Source organism: Cellulomonas sp. PhB150 (genome assembly GCF_003755175.1).
Classification (GTDB): domain Bacteria; phylum Actinomycetota; class Actinomycetes; order Actinomycetales; family Cellulomonadaceae; genus Cellulomonas.
Genome location: NZ_RKHX01000003.1, coordinates 241,422 through 259,899, shown reverse-complemented (window position 1 = coordinate 259,899; position 18,478 = coordinate 241,422). Strand labels below are relative to the sequence as shown.

Genomic DNA, 18,478 nt, shown 5'->3' with positions numbered 1-18,478 from the left:
CACCATCGCGGGTGACAGACTCTCGCCATGTCTCTCGAGGTGCCCCGGACCGGCTACGCCAAGGGCCGCACGACGCGCGCGGAGATCCTCGACGAGGCCATGAAGCTGTTCGGGGAGGTCGGCTACCGCAACGCGTCCCTGCGGGAGGTCGCCTCGCGCGTCGGGATCTCCCACCCCGGGCTCATGCACCACTTCGCGAACAAGGCCGTCCTGCTCGCGGCGGTGCTCGAGCGGCGCGATGAGGTCGACGGCCTCGAGCTGCAGTCCGACCTCGACGGCGGGCTCGACTTCTTCGCCGCCCTGGCGCGGGTGGCGGAGCGCAACGCGTCCCGTGCCGGGATCGTCGAGCTGTACGTGAACCTGTCCGCCGAGGCGACGGCGACCGATCACCCGGCGCACGAGTACTTCCAGCGCCGGTACGCGGACCTGCTGGGCCACGCGGCGACGGCGTTCTCCGCGCTGCGGGACGCCGGCCGGCTGCGCCCGGGCGTCGACCCGGCGACCGCCGCGCGGCTGACCATCGCCGCGATGGACGGGCTGCAGGTGCAGTGGCTCCTCGAGGTGGACGGCGCCGGCGAGCGCGTCGACATGTCCGCGGCGCTCGGCGCCCTGCACCGCAGCCTCCTGCTCGACTGACGGTGCGCGGCCGCGTGGCGCGGGTCAGCCGCCGCCGAGCGAGCGGACCATGCTCCGTAGAGCCTGGAACGCGGCCGACTGCTCGGACGCGGTCATGCCGGCCAGCATCCTGAGCTCGACCGACCGGACCGCGACGGTCGCCTTCTCGAGGCTGCGTCGCCCTCGGGGCGTGAGCCGCGTGGGAAGGGCCTTGCCGACCGCGGCCGCCGCCGGCCTGGTCACGTAGCCGTCCCGCTCCAGGGCCTGGAGCAGCACGTTCATCGACTGCCGCGTCACGAACGCTCCGCGCGCGAGCTCCGAGCTCGACAGGCCGGGGCGCTGCGCCAGCAGCTCGAGGCAGGAGTAGTGCGTCACCGTCATCCCGAGTGGCCGCAGCACCTCCTCCATCGCCGCGCGCAGCGCGCTCGAGGCCTCCTTCAGCAGGTAGCCCAACGACGTCTCCAGGTCGACGCCGGCATCGTGTTGACTCATGTCAGTATTCTGACATACGGTGCTGCGTGTCAGAAGACTGACACGCAGACAAGGAGCAGCCCCATGCCCGTCACCGGCCCCGACTTCCTCTCCCTCCAGGCACGCGACCTCGACGCCTCGCGGGCGTTCTACGAGCACTACCTCGGCCTCGTCCGCTCGCCGGCCGGACCGCCGCACGCCGTGGTCTTCCAGACCGCGCCGATCGCGTTCGCGCTGCGCGACGTCGTCCCCGGCACCGACCTGGCGTCGGTCGCCCAGCCCGGCGTCGGCGCCGCGATCTGGCTGCACGCCACCGACGTCCAGGCCATCCACGACGCCCTGGACGCCGACGGCCACACCATCGTCTCGGCGCCGATCGACGGCCCGTTCGGCCGGACCTTCACGTTCGCCGACCCGGACGGCTACCAGATCACGCTCCACGACCGCGCCTGACGCGCACGTCCGCGGTCAGCCGCGGTCAGCCGCAGTCAGCCGCGCGACTGCACCACGAGCCGGTCGAGGACCTCACGGTCGAACCCGGCGATCCCGAAGTCGGCGAGCGTCTTGGCGGGCATCCCGAGCATCATCGCCTGCATCGTCTCGTCGAGCTGGACATCGGCCGGCGGCGTGAGCGCCTCCTGGAGCAACGGACCGCCGACGGGGTGGGCGAACCACTCCTCGACCGTCGACATCGCCTCGAGCGGCGCCCACGTGGGCTCGCCCTCGACCTCGATCTCGGCGGCGCCGCGCAGGTCGCGCGAGGAGGCGCCGACCTCGACGACGAACGCGCCCCCCTCGACGACCCAGCGGTGCAGCCCGGGGTGCCAGTAGGCCAGCGCGCGCGAGTCGAGAGTGATCGCCACCTCCTGCGAGGCGCCCGGCTCGAGCGTGACCTTCGCGAAGCCCTTGAGCTCGCGGACCGGGCGCAGGACCGACGCCTCGGGGTCGCGGACGTACACCTGCACGACCTCGGCACCGGCGCGATCGCCCGTGTTGGTCACCGTGGCGCGGACGTCGACGGCCACGTCCGCCCCGGTCCCCGTGACGGTCGCCGTGACGTCGGAGTACGCGAAGGTCGTGTACGACAGGCCGTGCCCGAACGGGTAGGCGACGTCGAGCTCGCGCGCGTCGTACCAGCGGTAGCCGACCAGGACGCCCTCGCCGTAGCGGACGTGGCCCGCCTCGCCGGGGAAGTTGCCGAAGGCAGGGGTGTCGGTGATCCGGTGGGGGATCGTCTCGGTGAGCCGGCCGGACGGCGTGCGGGTGCCGCGCAGCAGGTCGGCCACCGCGCTGCCGCCCGCCTGGCCGCCGAGCCACGTCTCGAGGATCGCCGCGGCGTGCCCGCGCCAGGGCACGGAGACGGCCGAGCCGTTCGCGAGCACGACGACGACGCGCGGGTTGACCGCCGCGACGGCCTCGAGCAGCGCCACCTGGTTGTCCGGCAGCCCGAGCCGCGGGCGGTCGTAGCCCTCCGACTCGTCCGGACCGGGCAGCCCGAGGAACACGACGACGGTCGCCGCCTCGCGTGCCGCGGCGACGGCCGCCGCGCTCAACGCCTCGTCGTCGCCGTCGGGCCCGCCGGCGATGGTGAAGCCGGGCTCGAACGGGACGTCGCCGAGCGCGTCGAGGGCGGTGTCGAGGCGGGTGGGGTTGACCTGCGAGGAGCCGGCGCCCTGGTAGCGCGGGGTGCGGGCGAACTCGCCGACGACGAGGAAGTCGCCGGTCAGCGGCAGCAGCGGGGCACCGTCGACCGGGTCGTTCTTGAGCAGGACCGAGCCGTCGGCCGCGGCCTCGCGGGCCAGCGCGTGGTGCTCGTCGACGTCGAATGAGTCCTGGCTGCGCACGCCCGGGAGCGACCGCTCGACGAGGCGGAGCACGCGGCGGACGGCGACGTCGAGCGCGGCCTCGTCCAGCGTCCCGGCGCGCACGGCAGCGACCACCTCGTCGTCGGGCCGCGACCCGGCCGAGGGCATCTGGAGGTCGAGCCCGGCGCTCAGCGCGGGGACCCGGTCGTGGACCGCGCCCCAGTCGGACATCACCAGGCCCTCGAACGCCCACTCGTCGCGCAGCAGCTCGGTGAGCAGCCAGTGGTTCTCGGACGCGTACGTGCCGTTGACCTTGTTGTACGAGCACATCACGGTCCACGGCTGGGCGTTCTTCACGATCGCCTCGAACGCGGGCAGGTAGATCTCCCGCAGCGTGCGCTCGTCGACGTCCGCGGAGACCCGCATGCGGTCGGTCTCCTGGTTGTTCGCCGCGAAGTGCTTGAGCGAGGTGCCCACGCCCTGGCTCTGGATGCCGGCGACGATGGCCGTGCCCAGCACGCCCGCGACGAACGGGTCCTCGGAGACGTACTCGAAGTTGCGCCCGCACAGCGGGGTGCGCTTGATGTTGACGCCCGGCCCGAGCAGCACGGCGACGTCGTTGGCGCGGGTCTCGCGGCCCAGCGCCTCCCCGACGCGGTGCAGCAGCTCCGGGTCCCAGGTCGAGCCGAGCGCGGCGGCGGGCGGGAAGCAGGTGGCAGGGACGGAGGCGCCCAGACCCAGGTGGTCGGCGTCCTCCGCCTGCTTGCGCAGCCCGTGCGGGCCGTCGGTCACCATGACGGCCGGGACGCCGGCGCGCTCGACGCCCTGCGTGTGCCAGAAGTCGGATCCGGACGTCAGCGACGCCTTCTCCTCCAGGGTCAGACCGGCCAGGACGCGTTCGACGTCGAACACCATGCGGCACCTCCTCGTGCGTACTGCGGAGCCTTCAGGGTAACGCAATACCTACCACGTGGTAAGAGGGCCTCACGGCGCGCGCACCAGGCACAGCCCGGTGCGGTCCCCCGAGTCCCAGCCGTCCTTCGTCGGCGCCCACGTCACGATCGTCGCGCCCACCGACTGCTCCTCCTCGGTGAGCACGCAGGCACGCGCGACGCGCGCGTCGGCACCGTCCTGGCCGGGCCACACCGCGTCCTCGTCGAAGTCGTACTCCGAGGAGACCCGGGCCTCGTGGTCCTGCGCGCACGGGACCACGTCGACCGAGTCGACCGTGCCGTCGGCGGGCAGGGAGGCCAGGCAGTTGCCGACGACGAGCTGGCTCACGTGGGCGCTGCGGGGCTCGCTCACGTCCGCCGGCAGGGGCCGGGTCTGGACGAGCGTAACGACGAGCACCACGACGAGGACGGTCCAGCCGATCGTCGCGAGCACGCCGAGGACGACGCCGGTCAGCGCGAGCCCTCGCCCGCGGGTACCGCGCTTCGCCGTGCGGTACAGGCCGAGGAGACCCAGGACGAGCGCGACCGGGCCGAGCGCGAGCAGGCCCGTGACGAGTGCGGCGACGGAGACGCCGTCGGTGCCGGGTCGGGGCTGCTGGTCCCAGCCCGGGGCGTAGTAGGCCTCGGGGTAGGCGGCCTGAGGGTCAGACACCGACGTCGAGCCCGGGGACCACCTGCGCGGTGGTGCTCACGTCGTCGACGTCCCACTGGAAGTCGGGGTCGTCCGGGTGGTTGGCCGCGAAGATGATCGCGAAGACGACGAACGCGACGAACGCGAGCAGCAGCAGCGTGCCGACGGCGCCCACGACGATGCCGGCGATGGCCAGGCCGCGCCCTTCCGCGCCCGACTTCTTGATGCGCCGCAGCGAGGCAATGCCCAGGCCGAGGCCGACCGGGCACGGGACCCCGGCCAGCACGACCAGCCCGACCCCGCTCGTGACGAGCGAGGCGATGGCCAGGCCGTCCGTCTTGCGCGGCGCCCCGTAGGCGGCCGGGCCGTACGCGGCCGAGCCGTACCCCGGGGGCACGGGCTGGCCCGGGCCGTAGGTCGGTGCCCCGTACGCGGGCGCGCCGTAGGGCGACTGCGGCGGCGGCGGGTACTGGCCCTGGCCGTAGGGCGGCGCTGCTGGCGGCTGGCCGTAGCCGGGCTGGCCGGCCGGCGGCTGGCCGTAGGGCTGCTGGCCGTAGGGCTGCTGACCGTAGCCGGGCTGGCCGTACGGACCCTGCTGCCCGGGCTCCGGCTGGCCGGGGGGCTGCTGCCCGTACTGACCCTGCGGCGCCGGCGGTGGAGGGACGGCCTCGTACCCGCTCGGTGGCGGGCCGGCGGGCATCGCGGACGGCGCCGGAGCGCCGGTCTCGGGCTGCTTGGCCAGCGAGGGCGGGGCGAACGGGTTCGGCTCGGGCGACTCGCCGCGGTCGGAGCTCATGACGGCAACCTACCGAACCCGGGGCCGCTCAGTCGGCCAGCTGCAGGATGACCGGCACGTGGTCGGAGGGCTGCTTGCCCTTGCGCTCGTTCCGCTCGATGGTCACACCTTGCACGCGGGCGGCCAGCGCGGGCGAGGCGTAGGTCAGGTCGATCCGCATCCCCATGTTCTTGGGGAAGCGCAGCTGCTGGTAGTCCCAGTACGTGTAGGTGTGCTCGGCGGGGATGTGCTCGCGTGAGACCTCGGTGAAACCGGCGGCGGCGAACGCGGTGAAGGCGTCGCGCTCGGCGGGCGTCACGTGCGTGCGGCCGGCGAAGAAGCCGATGTCCCACACGTCGGTGTCCAGCGGAGCGATGTTCCAGTCGCCCACGAGCGCGACCTGCGCGGCCGGGTCCTTCTCGAGCCAGCCGCCCGCGGTCTCCCGCAGCCGCGCGAGCCACTCCAGCTTGTAGGCGTAGTGCGGGTCGTCGATCTCGCGGCCGTTGGGCACGTACAGGCTCCACACCCGCACGCCGTTGCAGGTCGCCCCGATGGCACGGGCCTCCGCGGCGGCCGGGTCGCCCCACGTGGGCATGCCTTCGAAGCCGACCTCGACGTCCTCGATGCCGACCTTCGAGACGATCGCCACGCCGTTCCACTGGCTGAACCCGCTGGTCACGACCTCGTAGCCGAGCGCCTCGAACTCGGCGCGCGGGAACTGCTCGTCCTTGCACTTGGTCTCCTGCAGCGCGAGGACGTCCACCCCGGTGCGCTCGAGGAACGCCAGGGCGCGGTCGGTGCGGGCACGGATCGAGTTGATGTTCCACGTGGCGACGAGCATGCCGCGAACGCTACCCGGCGCCACCGACGCTCCGCGCGCAGTGCCCGTGGGAGGTCAGTGCCCGTCAGTGCCAGTCAGTGCCAGTCAGTGCCCAGCGCCCAGGTGGCCCGAGAGGCGTGCGTGCCGCGAGGCGCTGTCCGTGTTCAGCCCGACCAGCTCGACGACGGCTCCCTGCTGCTCGAAGCGCGAGGTCACGCCGTCGAGCGCCGCGACCGTGGAGGCGTCCCACAGGTGCGCGCCGGACAGGTCGAGCACCACGCGCGCCGGAGCCTCGTCGTACTCGAAGCGGTGCACGAGGTCGCTCGCCGAGGCGAAGAACAGCGCGCCCGTCAGGACGTAGCGATGGGCCCCGTCGGGCTCGTCGGGCATCCGCTCGACGCCCGTCTGGTGCGCGACCCGGACCGCGAACAGCACCGAGGCGACCACGACGCCTGCGCCGACGCCCCAGGCCAGGTTGTGCGTCGCGATCGTCACCGCGACGGTCGCGAGCATGACCGCCGTCTCCGAGCGGGGCATCCGCCGCAGCGTGCTCGGCCGCACCGAGTGCCAGTCGAACGTGCCGACGGACACCATGACCATGACGGCGACCAGGGCAGCCATGGGGATCTTCGCCACGACGTCGCCGAGGCCGACGACGAGCGCGAGCAGGAAGGCTCCCGCCAGGAACGTCGAGATCCGCGTGCGGGCCCGCGACTCCTTCACGTTGATCATCGTCTGGCCGATCATCGCGCAGCCGCCCATCCCGCCGAACGCGCCGGTGACGATGTTCGCGACGCCCTGGCCCCAGGCCTCGCGACGCTTGTCCGAGCGCGTCCGGGTCACCTCGTCGACGAGCGTCGCGGTCATCATCGACTCCATGAGCCCGACGAGGGCCATCGCGATCGCGTACGGCGCGATGATCCGCAGCGTCTCGAGGCTGACCGGCACGTCGGGCAGGAGCAGGTGCGGCAGGGAGTCGGGCAGGGCGCCCTCGTCACCGACGGTCGGCACCGCGATCGAGGCACCGACCGTGAGCAGCGTGAGCCCGACGATCGCGACGAGCGGAGCCGGCACGGCGGTGGTGAGCCGCGGCAGCAGCACGATCACGGCGATCCCCGCGGCGACGAGCGGGTAGACCACCCAGGAGACGCCGACGAGATGGGGCAGCTGCGCGACGAAGATCAGGATCGCGAGCGCGTTGACGAAGCCCACCATGACCGAGCGTGGGACGTAGCGCATGAGCCGGGCGAAGCCGGCCAGCCCCAGGACGACCTGCAGCACACCCGCGAGCAGGACCGTCGCGACGAGGTAGTCCAGTCCGTGCGTGCGCACGATCGGCGCGACGACCAGCGCGACCGCGCCCGTCGCGGCGGAGATCATCGCCGGACGGCCGCCCACGAACGCGATGGTCACCGCCATCGTCGTGGACGCGAAGAGACCGACCCTCGGGTCGACGCCCGCGATGATCGAGAACGAGATCGCCTCGGGGATCAGCGCCAGCGCCACGACGAGCCCGGCGAGGACCTCGGTGCGCAGCCGGCGCGGCGAGCGCAGCGCGGCACGCACGGAATCGGGAACGGGCGTGGCGGTGACGGACATGGAGCTCCAGGGTTCAGACGACGCGCGACCGTTCCACGCGGGGGTCAGAACGGGAGCGGAGCCGGGGACAGGACACCCGGCGGCCCATGGATCCTACGCGCGCGCCGAGGCGCGGATCGCCCTCCGCCCCCCGCCGAGAACGACCCTCCGGTGCGAGAACGACCCCCCGGAACCCTCGATCTCGGACCGGAGGGTCGGTCTCGGCGACAGGCGGGGGGCGTGGGGGGGCAGGGGGCGGACGCGACGGCGGCCGCCCCCCGAGGCAGGGGAGCGGCCGCCGTGGTCGAGCGGTGGGTCAGGACACGTCGTCGTCGACCCAGTCGAAGGTCTTCGTGACGGCCTTCTTCCACAGCCGGTACTGGCGGTCCCGCTCGTCGTCCTCCATCGAGGGCTCCCAGCGCTTGTCCTCGGCCCAGTTGTCGATGACGTCCTGCTCGCCGGACCAGAACCCGACCGCGATGCCGGCCGCGTAGGCGGCGCCCAGCGCGGTGGTCTCCGCCACCTTGGGTCGGACGACCGGGACGCCGAGGATGTCGGCCTGGAACTGCATGAGCAGCTCGTCCTGCACCATGCCGCCGTCGACCTTGAGCTCGGTGAGGTCCACGCCGGAGTCGGCGTTCATGGCGTCGAGCACCTCGCGGGTCTGGAAGGCGGTGGCCTCCAGTGCGGCCCGCGCGATGTGGCCCTTGTTGACGAACCGCGTGAGCCCGACGAGCGCACCGCGCGCGTCCGAGCGCCAGTACGGCGCGAACAGGCCCGAGAACGCCGGCACGAAGTAGGCGCCGCCGTTGTCGTCGACCGTCTTGGCCAGCTCCTCGATCTCCGGCGCGGACTTGATGATGCCCAGGTTGTCGCGCAGCCACTGCACCAGCGAGCCCGAGACGGCGATCGAGCCCTCGAGCGCGTACACCGCGTCCTGGTCGCCGATCTTGTAGCAGACCGTCGTCAGCAGCCCGTTCTTCGACGGGATCGGGGTGGTGCCCGTGTTCAGCAGCATGAAGTTGCCGGTGCCGTAGGTGTTCTTGGCGTGGCCCACCTCGAAGCAGGCCTGGCCGAACGTCGCGGCCTGCTGGTCGCCGAGGATGCCGGCGATCGGCACACCTGCCAGGAGGCCGCCCTCACGGCCCTTTCCGTAGACCTCGGACGACGACCGGATCTCGGGGAGCATCGACACGGGGATGCCCATCTCGCCGGCGATCTCCTCGTTCCACGTGAGGGTGTCGAGGTTCATCAGCATGGTGCGTGACGCGTTGGTGACGTCGGTGACGTGGATGCCGCCCTCGACCCCGCCCGTCATGTTCCACAGCACCCACGAGTCGGTGTTGCCGAACGCCAGGTCGCCGGCCTCCGCGGCCTCGCGCGCGCCGTCGACGTTGTCGAGGATCCAGCGCACCTTCGGGCCCGAGAAGTAGGTGGCCAGGGGCAGGCCGACCTTCTCCTTGTAGCGGTCCGCGCCCCCGCCGAGCGCCCCCAGCTCGTCGGCGATCTTCTGCGTGCGCGTGTCCTGCCAGACGATCGCGTTGTAGACCGGCTCGCCCGTCTTGCGGTTCCACACCACCGCGGTCTCGCGCTGGTTGGTGATCCCGACCGCCGCGATGGCGCGCGACGTGAGGTTGGCCTTCGCGAGGGCCAGGCCGACGACCTCGCGGACGTTGACCCAGATCTCCGCGGCGTCGTGCTCCACCCACCCGGCTCGCGGGAAGATCTGCTCGTGCTCCTTCTGGCCGGTGGCGACGATCTGCCCGCCGTGGTCGAAGATGATCGCCCGGCTGCTGGTGGTGCCCTGGTCGATCGCGAGGACGTACTTGCTGTCCGCCATGGTGGCTTCCTCCGTGTGAAAGGTCTGCTGGGGGCCGGACGGGCCGCGCGCCTGCCTGCGGCGCGGCCCGTCCGGTGTCGATCAGTGGTGCGTCAGGGTCAGAAGACGTACGCGGTGGCCAGGAGGCCGGCGAGCAGGCCGCCGACGATCGGGCCGAACACGGGCACCCAGGAGTACGCCCAGTCGCTCGAGCCCTTGCCCTTGATGGGCAGCAGGGCGTGCGCGATGCGCGGGCCGAGGTCACGCGCCGGGTTGATCGCGTAGCCCGTGGGTCCACCGATCGACGCGCCGATGGCAACCACGAGGAGCGCCACCGCGAGCGGGCCCATGCCGGACGGCGTCTTGCCGAAGCACAGGATGACGAACACCAGGACGAAGGTCGCGATGACCTCCGTGATGAAGTTCCACGCGTAGGAGCGCAGCTCCGGGCCGGTCGAGAAGACGGCGAGCTTGATGCCGGGCTCGGCGTCCTCGTCGAAGTGCTTCTTGTACGCCAGGTAGGCCAGCACGGCACCGATGATCGCGCCGATCATCTGGGCCAGGAAGTACCACATGGCGTTGCCGAACGTCGGGTTGATCGTCGCGGTGACGACGCCGTTGGGGCCGGTGACGCTGTAGAACGGCTGGTCGGCGGTCCAGAGGCCGACCGTCACGGCAGGGTTCAGGTGCGCGCCCGACTTGAAGGCGACGAACACACCGGAGAACACGGCGAGGCCCCAGCCGAAGTTGATCAGCAACCAGCCGCCGCCGAAGCCCTTGGTCTTCGGCAGGATCACGTTGGCGACCACTCCAGCACCCAGCAGGATCAGCATCGCTGTTCCCAGGATCTCGGAGATGAACGCGTGAGACATCAGTGTGCTCACTGAGGTATCCCTTCTGTACGGACGACGGTGTCACGTGCGCCCCGCGCACCGGGCGCGGGGAGTCTTCTCAGGTGCCGGCAGGTCCGACGGACCCCTTCCCAGCGGGTGAGCCGGGCTTGGTCCCCGCGCTGACGCTCGCACCCAGGTCGTGCATCGGCGCCACGTCGGCCGCCTCGAGGCGGACCTGCTCGGCGCTGACGTCGTCGGGCTGGGCGGCCGCGGCCTCCTCGGCCTCGGCCCGGGCGCGGTAGGACGCGATCTCGGCCGCACGGGTCTCGGCGTCCCAGCCGAGGATCGGGGCGACCAGGTCGGCGATCTCGTCGATCGCGCCCACGCCCTTGTCCAGCTGCTCGTAGTTGAGCCGCGTCCGGTGCATGAAGATGTCGTCGAGGTGCAGCGCGCCCTCGTGGCTGGCGGCGTAGACGATCTCGGCCCCGATGTAGGCATCGGCGTTCGCGAGCGGCTTGGCCAGCTCCGGGTTGGCGTCGCACAGGTCGATCAGCTCACCGAGCAGCGACCCGTACCGGTGCAGGAGGTGGTCCATGCGCGGGCGGTCCCAGTCGTACTTCGCGCCGATGGCGCGCGCCTGGCGCTGGAAGACGCGCAGGCCCTCGGCGCCGACGAGCTGCACCTCGTGAGTGATCGACGGCAGCGTCGTGGCGCGCGAGCCGATCGCGAAGTCGACCGCGTCCTTGGCCATCACGCGGTACGTCGTCAGCTTGCCGCCGGCGATGACCGTGAGGCCCGGCGTGGGGGAGGCAACCGTGTGCTCGCGGGACACCTTGGCGGACGAGGTGCCCTCCTTGGTGCCGGGCTGCAGCAGCGGACGCAGGCCGGCCCACGTGCCGATGATGTCCTCGCGCGTGATCGGGCGGCTGAGCACCGCGTTGGCGTGCTCCATGACGTAGTCGATGTCCGCACTGGTCGCGACGGGGTGGGTCAGCTCCTGCTCCCACGGGGTGTCCGTGGTGCCGATGACCCAGTAGCGCGACCACGGGATGATGAACAGGACGGACTTCTCGGTCTGCAGGATCAGGCCCACGTCGCCCGAGATCCGCGAGCGCGGCACGACGATGTGGACGCCCTTGCTGGCCAGCACCTTGAGGCCGCCGTCGGACCCCGCGAGCGACTCGGTCGCCTCGGTCCACACGCCGGTCGCGTTGATGACGTGGCGGGCGCGGACGTCGAAGTGCTCACCCGTCTCGAGGTCGACGAGCTCGGCACCGGTGACCGCGCCGCCGCTGGTGGTGTGCAGGTCGACGAGCTGGGTGCGGCTGGCCGCGTGCGCGCCGTAGCTGACCGCCGTGCGGACCAGGGTCTCGACCAGGCGCGCGTCGTCGACGCTCGCGTCCCAGTACCGGACCGCGCCGATCGCGGCGTCGTGGCGCAGGTCGGGGAAGAGGCGCTCCATGCCCTTGCGGGACAGGTGCCGGTGGATGGGCAGCGCGCGCTTGCCGCCGTTCACCGAGGCGAGCGTGTCGTACAGCGCGACGCCGGCGCCGACGTAGGCCCGCTCCCACACCCGGTTCTCGAGCGGGTAGAGGAAGCTCACGGGCTTGACCAGGTGCGGTGCGAGGCGGTTGATGAGCAGGTCGCGCTCGGTGAGCGCCTCGCGCACCAGGTGGAAGTCGAGCATCTGCAGGTAGCGCAGCCCGCCGTGAACGAGCTTGGACGAGCGCGACGAGGTGCCCGAGGCCCAGTCCTGCGCCTCGACGATCGCGGTCGAGAGCCCGCGCGTGACCGCGTCGACGGCGACGCCCGCGCCGGTCACGCCACCGCCGATCACCAGCACGTCGAGCTCGTCCTCGCGAGCTGCGCTGCCGCGCAGGGCGGCGAGTGCGTCGGTCCGAGCCTGGGCGGTGAGCGGGGCGGTCCTCATGGGTCGATCTCTCCTCAGGTGCGCGATCCGCTGTGGTTCGCGCCATTCGGGTGCGATGGCTATCGTCGTCACCAACGAACGAACGCGCAACCGGGGCGCACATATGTGCACAGGAGGGCTCATGGAGTACGACCGCGAGCAGGACATGCTCAGAGCCGCATCCATGTACTACCTGCAGGACCTCAAGATGGAGGTCATCGCGCGGCACCTCGGCACGTCGCGCTCGACGGTGTCACGGATGCTCAAGCAGGCCCGGGCCTCCGGTCTCGTCGAGATCAACCTGCGCCCGTCCAGCACCCGGGCCCCCGGCCTGGGACGGTCGGTCGCCGCCGCCTTCGGGATCGACTCCTACGTCGTCCCTGTCCCCGACTCCGCGAGCCACCTCGAGCGGCTCACGCAGGTGTCGATGACAGCCGCGCGGCTGCTCTCGTCGTGGTTCGACTCGGACATGGTGATGGGCGTCGCGTGGGGGACCACGCTCGCGTCGGTCTCCCGGTTCCTCGTCCCCAAGCCGACGCGTGGCGCGGCGGTCGTCCAGCTCAACGGCGCCGCCAACATGCGCACGAGCGGCGTCGAGTACGCCTCGGACCTCATCTCGTCGTTCGGGACCGCGTTCGGCGCCGCCGTGCACCATTTCTCGGTACCGGCGTTCTTCGACTACCCGGACACGAAGGCCGCGATGTGGCGGGAGCGCTCGGTGCGCCGCGTGCTCGACATGCAGGAGCGCGCGGACATCGCGGTGTTCTCCGTCGGTGCCGTCGCGGGGGCCGTCCCGTCGCACGTGTACTCGGCCGGCTACCTCGACGACTCGGACATCGAGGTGCTGCACGACGAGGGCGTCGTCGGGGACGTCTGCACCGTCTTCCTGCGCGCGGACGGGTCCTGGAAGGACATCGCCGTCAACACCCGCGCGACAGGCCCGGACCCCCACCAGCTCGAGCACGTGCCGCGCCGGCTGTGCGTCGTCGCGGGCGACAACAAGGTCGCGCCGCTGCTCGCCGCACTGCGCGCCGGGGTCGTCACGGACCTGGTCGTCGACGAGATCACGGCGGGCCTGCTGCTCGAGCAGGTCGAGCAGCCGCGCCCGCACCGGGCCCGCGCGCGGACCTGACCTACGCCGCGGTCGTCACCGCCTCGGGCTCGACGATGACGAGCACCTGCCCCGGCCCGACCTGGTCGCCTGGCGTGACGACCACCTCGAGGACGATGCCCGAGACGGTCGCGGTCACGGGCGCCTCCATCTTCATCGCCTCGAGCGCCAGCAGCTGCTGGCCACGCACCACCCGGTCGCCCGGCCGTGCGTCGACGCGGAACACGGTGGCCACGAACGGGGCCTCGACCCCCTCGCACCCGTCGGGCACGGCCACACCGGGGCCGACGACGGGCGGTGCGTCGGGCTCGGCGCGGCGGTCGAACTCGCCCGCGGCCTCCCATGCGTCCCGCTCGGCGCCGAACGCGCGCGCCTGCTGCGCACGGAAGGCGTCGATCGACCCGGCGTTGTCCGCGAGGAAGCGCTCGTGCTCCGCGATGGAGAACTCGCCCTCGTCGATCGCCAGGTCGAGTCGACCGGCCGCCATGTCGGCACGCATGTCCAGCAGCTCGTCGGCGCCGACCGGGTACCAGCTGATCCGGTCGAAGAACCGCAGCAGCCAGGGGGTGCCCGGCTCGAAGGGCTTGCGGCGCGCGTGGGTGTCCCAGACCTGGACGGTCCGGCCGACGAACTGGTAACCGCCCGGCCCCTCCATGCCGTAGATGCACAGGTAGGCGCCGCCGATGCCGACCGCGTTCTGCGGCGTCCAGGTGCGCGCGGGGTTGTACTTGGTGGTGACCAGGCGGTGCCGGGGGTCCAGCGGCGTGGCCACAGGGGCGCCGAGGTACACGTCGCCCAGGCCCATGACCAGGTACTGCGCGTCGAAGACGGTGCGGTAGACGTCGTCGACCGACGCCAGGCCGTTGATCCGCCGGATGAACTCGATGTTCCACGGGCACCACGGGGCGTCGTCGCGCACCCCGGCCATGTACCGCTCGATCGCCTCGCGCGTGGCCGGGTCGTCCCAGCTCAGCGGGAGGTGGACGGTGCGGCTCGGCACGACGAGGTCGGTGGTGGCCGGCAGGGTGTCCTCGATCTCGCGCACCAGGTCGAGCGCGGTGCGCAGGGGCAGCCGGTCGGGGTCGACGTGCAGCTGCAGCGAGCGGATGCCGGGGGTGAGGTCGACGATGCCGCGCAGTCCGTCCTCGTCGACCCGTGCCTGCACCTCCTGCGCGAGGGCGTGCACGCGCATGCGCGAGGCGAGGTCGAGCGTCATCGCCCCGTACTCGACGAGCAGGTTGTCGTCGCCGCTGCGGCGGTAGGTGACCCCGTCCTCGTGGCGGGCGAGGATGCCGCCGTCGGTGTGCGCGGCCCGGGAGACCTGCGGGACCGCCTGCGGTCGGCGGCGCAGCTCGTCGGCCCCCGCCTCGTCGACCGGGACGAACCGCACGCTGTCCCCGGGCCGCAGCTGGCCGAGCTTCCACAGCTGGCCGAGCGCGACCGTCGCCGGGCACGTGAAGCCGCCGAGCGACGGGCCGTCCGGGCCGAGCAGGATCGGCAGGTCGCCGGTGTAGTCGACGGCCCCGACCGCGTAGGGGGTGTCGTGGATGTTGGACGGGTGCAGGCCCGCCTCGCCGCCGTCGGGGCGGGCCCAGGTGGGCTTGGGGCCGACGAGGCGCACGCCCGTGCGGGCCGAGTTGAAGTGCACCGCCCACGTCGCGGCGTAGAACTCGGTGACGTCGTCGGGCGTGAAGAACTCGGGCGCGGCGTGCGGACCCTCGAGCGCGCCGATCGCCCACGTGCCGGAGATCGTCGGCCGGTCGGCCGGCGGGACCGGGCGCGGCTCACCCGGGCCGGCCGGCGCGAGCGTGAGCAGGTCGCCGGGGCGCAGGGGCAGGCCGGTGGTGCCGCCGATCTTGCCCAGGTCGAACGTCGCCGCCGAGCCCAGGACGCGCGGGACGTCCAGGCCGCCGCGCACGAGCACGTAGGTGCGCATGCCCGCGGTGGGGGCGCCGATCGCGAGCACGCCGCCCGCGGGGACCTCGACGGGCTCCCACTGGGGGACCGGCTGGTCGTCGACCGTGACCGGTGCGGGCGCCCCGGCGACGAGGACGGTGGCCCCGGTGACGAACCGCAGCTCGGGCCCGCCCATCGTGCACTCGAGGCCGGGTGCCCCCTCCGGGTTGCCGAGCGCGACGTTGCCCAGGCGGAAGGACAGGTCGTCCATCGGTCCCGACGGCGGGATGCCGACGTGCCACAGCCCGGTGCGGCCCGGCCAGTCCTGGATGGTGGTGAGCAGGCCAGCGCGGAGCACGTCGATGCGCGGCGTCTCGTCGTGCAGGTGCGCCAGCGTCCCGGTGTGGTGCAGAGCCGCCGCGACGGCGGGTGCGTGCACGATCGTGCGCAGCAGGCCCAGGTTGGTCGCGACGCCGTCGAGGCGCGTCCCGGCCAGCGCCTCGCCCATCGCGTGCCAGGCGGCGGCGCGGTCCCCGCCCGCGGTGACGACTTTCGCGAGCAGCGGGTCGTAGTGGGTGGAGACCTCGACGCCCGGCTCGATCCACGTGTCGACGCGTGCGCTCGCGGGTGCCTCGAACGCGACGACCGTGCCCGCGCTCGGCAAGTGGTCGCGGTCCGGGTTCTCGGCGTAGACACGGGCCTCGACGGCCGCCCCGCGCGCGACGAGCGGCGTCTCGACCACGGAGGTGTCGCCCTGCGCGAGGCGGATCATCCAGGCCACGAGGTCGACGCCGTAGACGGCCTCGGTGACGGGGTGCTCGACCTGCAGGCGCGTGTTCACCTCGAGGAAGGCGGCCTCCTCGCGCTCGGCGTCGTAGACGTACTCCACGGTGCCCGCGGAGCGGTAGTCGACCGACTCCGCCAAGGTGCGGGCCGCGGTGCCGATCTGCTCGCGGACCTCGTCGGGCAGACCCGGCGCGGGCGCCTCCTCGACGACCTTCTGGTGGCGGCGCTGCAGCGAGCAGTCGCGGTCGCCGAGCGTGACGACGCGGCCCAGGCCGTCGCCGAAGACCTGTACCTCGACGTGCCGCGCCGCGGTGATGAGCCGCTCCAGGTACACGCCGGCCGACCCGAAGGCGGCTCCCGCGGTGCGTCGCACGGCCTCCCACGCGGCGACGAGCTCGTCCGGTCCGGCGCAGGCGCGCATGCCGATGCCGCCGCCGCCCGCCGTCGCCTTGAGCATGACGGGGAAGCCGATCGACTCGGCCGCGGCGAGCGCCTCCTCGAGGGTGTCGAGCAGGCCGGTGCCAGCGAGCATCGGCATCCGCACGGCCCGCGCCGCGTCGCGCGCGGTGTGCTTGGCGCCGAACAGCTCGAGCTGCGCGGGGGTCGGGCCGACGAACGCCACGCCGGCCGCCTCGGCGGCGCGGGCGAAGTCGGCGTTCTCCGAGAGGAAGCCATAGCCGGGGTGCACCGCGCCGGCGTCGGTGGCGGCGGCAGCCTCGAGGATGAGGTCGGCGCGCAGGTACGACTGGGTGGCGGGGGCGGGTCCCAGGCGTACGGCCGCGTCGGCGAGGTGCACGTGGGCGGCGCCCGCGTCGGCGTCGGAGTAGACCGCGACGGTGCGCAGGCCCCGCTCCTTCGCGGTGCGCAGGATGCGGACGGCGATCTCGCCGCGGTTGGCGACCAGCAGCGTGTCGAAAGTCATCGGGACTCCCCGCTCGTGACGACCATGCGCACCGGCGTCGGGTCGAAGCCGTTGCACGGGTTGTTGATCTGCGGGCAGTTGCTGACCACCACGAGGACGTCGCGCTCCGCGCGCAGGGAGAGCGAGAGGCCGGGGGCGGAGATGCCGTCGACGATCCCGAGCGCGCCGTCCGGGTCCACCGGCACGTTCATGTACCAGTTGATGTTCGAGACCAGGTCGCGCTTGCCCAGGCCGTGCCGGCCCCCCTCGGCGAGGAAGTTCTCGGCGCACGCGTGCTGCGCCCACGTGTGCTGGCCGTAGCGCAGGGTGTTCGACTCCTTGGAGCACGCGCCGCCGAGCGTGTCGTGCCGCCCCACCTCGTCGGCGACGACGGTCATCAACGGGCCGTACTCGCAGTCGCGCAGGACCGAGCCCGTGGTGAGGAACACCGAGTCCTGCCCCTGGATGGTGTCCGGCGCGCTGTACCGCAGGCTCGTGTCCGCGGCGTCGAAGACGAGGAAGTCGACGGCCTGGTTGCCGCGCAGGTCGATGATCGTCAGCACCTCGCCGGCGTGGACCACCCCCGACCACGGGGCGCGGGCGGGGACGACGGTGTCGATCAGGTTCATGCGATCCCCCGGGCGGTGAGGTCGGCGACGGTGTTGACGAACGCGCGGCGGCCCTCGGGCGTGGCGCTCCAGGACGGGTCCTCCTCGCTCGTGGGGGCGCCGCGCCAGGCGAGCACCTCGAGCGGTGTGCTCGTGAACGGGCGGGGGTCGAGCGGGTGGGCCGTGTTGGCCACGAGCAGCAGCAGCGGCACCTCGGCGCGCAGCGTGACTGCCGTGCCCTGCCCGGCCGAGCCCTCGAACACCGGGCGGCCCTCGTCGTCGATCCGGACGCCCTGGAAGAAGGAGATGCTCGGCGGCAGGTCGCGACGCGCCAGGTCGTGCTTGGCGGCAGCGAGGGCGAACAGCTCACGGCCCGCCGGGGTCGCGCCGTGGGCGGCGCCGTCGCCGTAGCGCTCCTCGTTACGTGCCCTCGTCGTCGTCCCGTACAGCGCGTCCTGGCGGGTGGAGGTGTCGCCGACGATGCTCGCGAGCACCCGGCCCTGGTCGCTGAGCAGCAGGTGACCGGTCGTCAGGTAGACCTGCCACTGCACCTTGACGGTGTCCGCGACGTTGAGGCGCTCCCAGGGGCGGTCCAGGCGGTAGGCCAGCACGTGCGCGCACGCGTCACCGAGCAGGTCGGTCAGCCGCACGTGCGTGCCGCGCGCCACGGCGAGGTGCGTGTAGCCGCCGCCCGCGACGACCTCGGCATGCACCAGGTCGTCGGCGTCGACGCCGTCAGGCGGGGCCGGCCAGGCCGAGGCCGGGCGGGTCGGCAGGGTTGCGGTCCTGCCGAGCGCGTCCGCCTCCTGAGCGCGTGCGTGGGCGCGCGCCCCGGCCGTGGTGCCGGTTCCCGTGCTGGTGGTCGTCATGGCGTCCTCGATTTCTGTCGACTGACAGAAACAGGGTCCGTGCCCGAGGTTCCGCCCCCGTCACCCCGAGGTAAACCTTGTGTAACGCGGGCGCTGGT

General features: G+C 72.7%; 15 protein-coding genes. 3 read left to right on the top strand and 12 right to left on the bottom strand.

What is annotated here, in order from left to right; all coding sequences use genetic code 11:
- The first annotated feature begins 27 nt into the window (after nt 1-27).
- Nucleotides 28-636, top strand: a complete 609-nt coding sequence (locus EDF34_RS11565) for a TetR/AcrR family transcriptional regulator (protein ID WP_123371643.1) — start codon at nt 28-30, stop codon at nt 634-636.
- Between the two features lie 24 nt (nt 637-660).
- On the opposite strand, the gene EDF34_RS11560 is transcribed toward EDF34_RS11565, so the two are convergent.
- Nucleotides 661-1,107: a MarR family winged helix-turn-helix transcriptional regulator gene (locus tag EDF34_RS11560; RefSeq protein WP_123371642.1), complete on the bottom strand. Its 447-nt coding sequence runs from the start codon at nt 1,105-1,107 to the stop codon at nt 661-663.
- Between the two features lie 63 nt (nt 1,108-1,170).
- On the opposite strand from EDF34_RS11560, the gene EDF34_RS11555 reads away from it, so the two are divergent.
- Nucleotides 1,171-1,539 carry a VOC family protein gene (locus tag EDF34_RS11555; protein ID WP_123371641.1) on the top strand — a complete coding sequence of 123 codons (369 nt, stop codon included), beginning with the start codon at nt 1,171-1,173 and terminating at the stop codon, nt 1,537-1,539.
- Between the two features lie 35 nt (nt 1,540-1,574).
- Here the strand turns inward: EDF34_RS11555 and EDF34_RS11550 are convergent, their stop codons facing one another.
- The 8 genes from EDF34_RS11550 to EDF34_RS11515 form a co-directional block, all read right to left on the bottom strand.
- On the bottom strand, nt 1,575-3,806 hold the full coding sequence (locus EDF34_RS11550; RefSeq protein WP_123371640.1) for a glycoside hydrolase family 3 C-terminal domain-containing protein: 2,232 nt from the start codon (nt 3,804-3,806) through the stop codon (nt 1,575-1,577).
- A 69-nt stretch (nt 3,807-3,875) separates the two neighbouring features.
- Entirely contained in the window at nt 3,876-4,496 is a 621-nt protein-coding gene (locus EDF34_RS11545; protein WP_123371639.1) for a DUF4190 domain-containing protein, read from the bottom strand.
- Nucleotides 4,489-5,271, bottom strand: coding sequence for a DUF4190 domain-containing protein (locus tag EDF34_RS11540; protein ID WP_123371638.1), 783 nt, complete (start codon nt 5,269-5,271; stop codon nt 4,489-4,491). Before EDF34_RS11540 ends, EDF34_RS11545 begins: the two co-directional genes overlap by 8 nt.
- 28 nt (nt 5,272-5,299) lie before the next feature.
- Entirely contained in the window at nt 5,300-6,091 is a 792-nt protein-coding gene (locus EDF34_RS11535; RefSeq protein ID WP_123371637.1) for an exodeoxyribonuclease III, read from the bottom strand.
- Nucleotides 6,092-6,175: 84 nt separating this feature from the next.
- Nucleotides 6,176-7,669 (bottom strand): SulP family inorganic anion transporter, encoded by a 1,494-nt coding sequence (locus EDF34_RS11530; protein WP_123371636.1) that lies wholly within the window; start codon nt 7,667-7,669, stop codon nt 6,176-6,178.
- 295 nt (nt 7,670-7,964) lie between these two features.
- Entirely contained in the window at nt 7,965-9,488 is a 1,524-nt protein-coding gene (gene glpK, locus EDF34_RS11525) for a glycerol kinase GlpK (RefSeq protein ID WP_123371635.1), read from the bottom strand.
- Between the two features lie 98 nt (nt 9,489-9,586).
- Nucleotides 9,587-10,339 (bottom strand): MIP/aquaporin family protein, encoded by a 753-nt coding sequence (locus tag EDF34_RS11520; RefSeq protein WP_123371634.1) that lies wholly within the window; start codon nt 10,337-10,339, stop codon nt 9,587-9,589.
- Nucleotides 10,340-10,418: 79 nt separating this feature from the next.
- Nucleotides 10,419-12,230, bottom strand: a complete 1,812-nt coding sequence (locus EDF34_RS11515) for a glycerol-3-phosphate dehydrogenase/oxidase (protein WP_123371633.1) — start codon at nt 12,228-12,230, stop codon at nt 10,419-10,421.
- Nucleotides 12,231-12,351: 121 nt separating this feature from the next.
- Here EDF34_RS11515 and EDF34_RS11510 point away from each other — a divergent pair, with 121 nt between their 5' ends.
- Entirely contained in the window at nt 12,352-13,341 is a 990-nt protein-coding gene (locus tag EDF34_RS11510) for a sugar-binding transcriptional regulator (RefSeq protein ID WP_123371632.1), read from the top strand.
- Between the two features lies 1 nt (nt 13,342).
- Here the strand turns inward: EDF34_RS11510 and uca are convergent, their stop codons facing one another.
- The 3 genes from uca to EDF34_RS11495 are packed head-to-tail and all read right to left on the bottom strand — an operon-like array spanning nt 13,343 to nt 18,380.
- Nucleotides 13,343-16,924 carry an urea carboxylase gene (uca, locus tag EDF34_RS11505; RefSeq protein WP_123371631.1) on the bottom strand — a complete coding sequence of 1,194 codons (3,582 nt, stop codon included), beginning with the start codon at nt 16,922-16,924 and terminating at the stop codon, nt 13,343-13,345.
- On the bottom strand, nt 16,921-17,532 hold the full coding sequence (locus tag EDF34_RS11500; protein ID WP_123371630.1) for an urea amidolyase associated protein UAAP2: 612 nt from the start codon (nt 17,530-17,532) through the stop codon (nt 16,921-16,923). The genes uca and EDF34_RS11500 overlap by 4 nt, the downstream gene beginning before the upstream one ends.
- Nucleotides 17,529-18,380 (bottom strand): urea amidolyase associated protein UAAP1, encoded by an 852-nt coding sequence (locus tag EDF34_RS11495; protein WP_123371629.1) that lies wholly within the window; start codon nt 18,378-18,380, stop codon nt 17,529-17,531. The genes EDF34_RS11500 and EDF34_RS11495 overlap by 4 nt, the downstream gene beginning before the upstream one ends.
- Between the last annotated feature and the right edge of the window lie 98 nt (nt 18,381-18,478).

Coding starts and splice junctions, on each gene's coding strand:
- EDF34_RS11500 (WP_123371630.1), bottom strand. CDS start 17,532: ATGAACCTGATCGACACCGTCGTCCCCGCCCGCGCCCCGTGGTCGGGG.
- glpK (WP_123371635.1), bottom strand. CDS start 9,488: ATGGCGGACAGCAAGTACGTCCTCGCGATCGACCAGGGCACCACCAGC.
- EDF34_RS11565 (WP_123371643.1), top strand. CDS start 28: ATGTCTCTCGAGGTGCCCCGGACCGGCTACGCCAAGGGCCGCACGACG.
- EDF34_RS11560 (WP_123371642.1), bottom strand. CDS start 1,107: ATGAGTCAACACGATGCCGGCGTCGACCTGGAGACGTCGTTGGGCTAC.
- EDF34_RS11520 (WP_123371634.1), bottom strand. CDS start 10,339: ATGTCTCACGCGTTCATCTCCGAGATCCTGGGAACAGCGATGCTGATC.
- EDF34_RS11555 (WP_123371641.1), top strand. CDS start 1,171: ATGCCCGTCACCGGCCCCGACTTCCTCTCCCTCCAGGCACGCGACCTC.
- uca (WP_123371631.1), bottom strand. CDS start 16,924: ATGACTTTCGACACGCTGCTGGTCGCCAACCGCGGCGAGATCGCCGTC.
- EDF34_RS11550 (WP_123371640.1), bottom strand. CDS start 3,806: ATGGTGTTCGACGTCGAACGCGTCCTGGCCGGTCTGACCCTGGAGGAG.
- EDF34_RS11535 (WP_123371637.1), bottom strand. CDS start 6,091: ATGCTCGTCGCCACGTGGAACATCAACTCGATCCGTGCCCGCACCGAC.
- EDF34_RS11510 (WP_123371632.1), top strand. CDS start 12,352: ATGGAGTACGACCGCGAGCAGGACATGCTCAGAGCCGCATCCATGTAC.
- EDF34_RS11495 (WP_123371629.1), bottom strand. CDS start 18,380: ATGACGACCACCAGCACGGGAACCGGCACCACGGCCGGGGCGCGCGCC.
- EDF34_RS11530 (WP_123371636.1), bottom strand. CDS start 7,669: ATGTCCGTCACCGCCACGCCCGTTCCCGATTCCGTGCGTGCCGCGCTG.
- EDF34_RS11540 (WP_123371638.1), bottom strand. CDS start 5,271: ATGAGCTCCGACCGCGGCGAGTCGCCCGAGCCGAACCCGTTCGCCCCG.
- EDF34_RS11515 (WP_123371633.1), bottom strand. CDS start 12,230: ATGAGGACCGCCCCGCTCACCGCCCAGGCTCGGACCGACGCACTCGCC.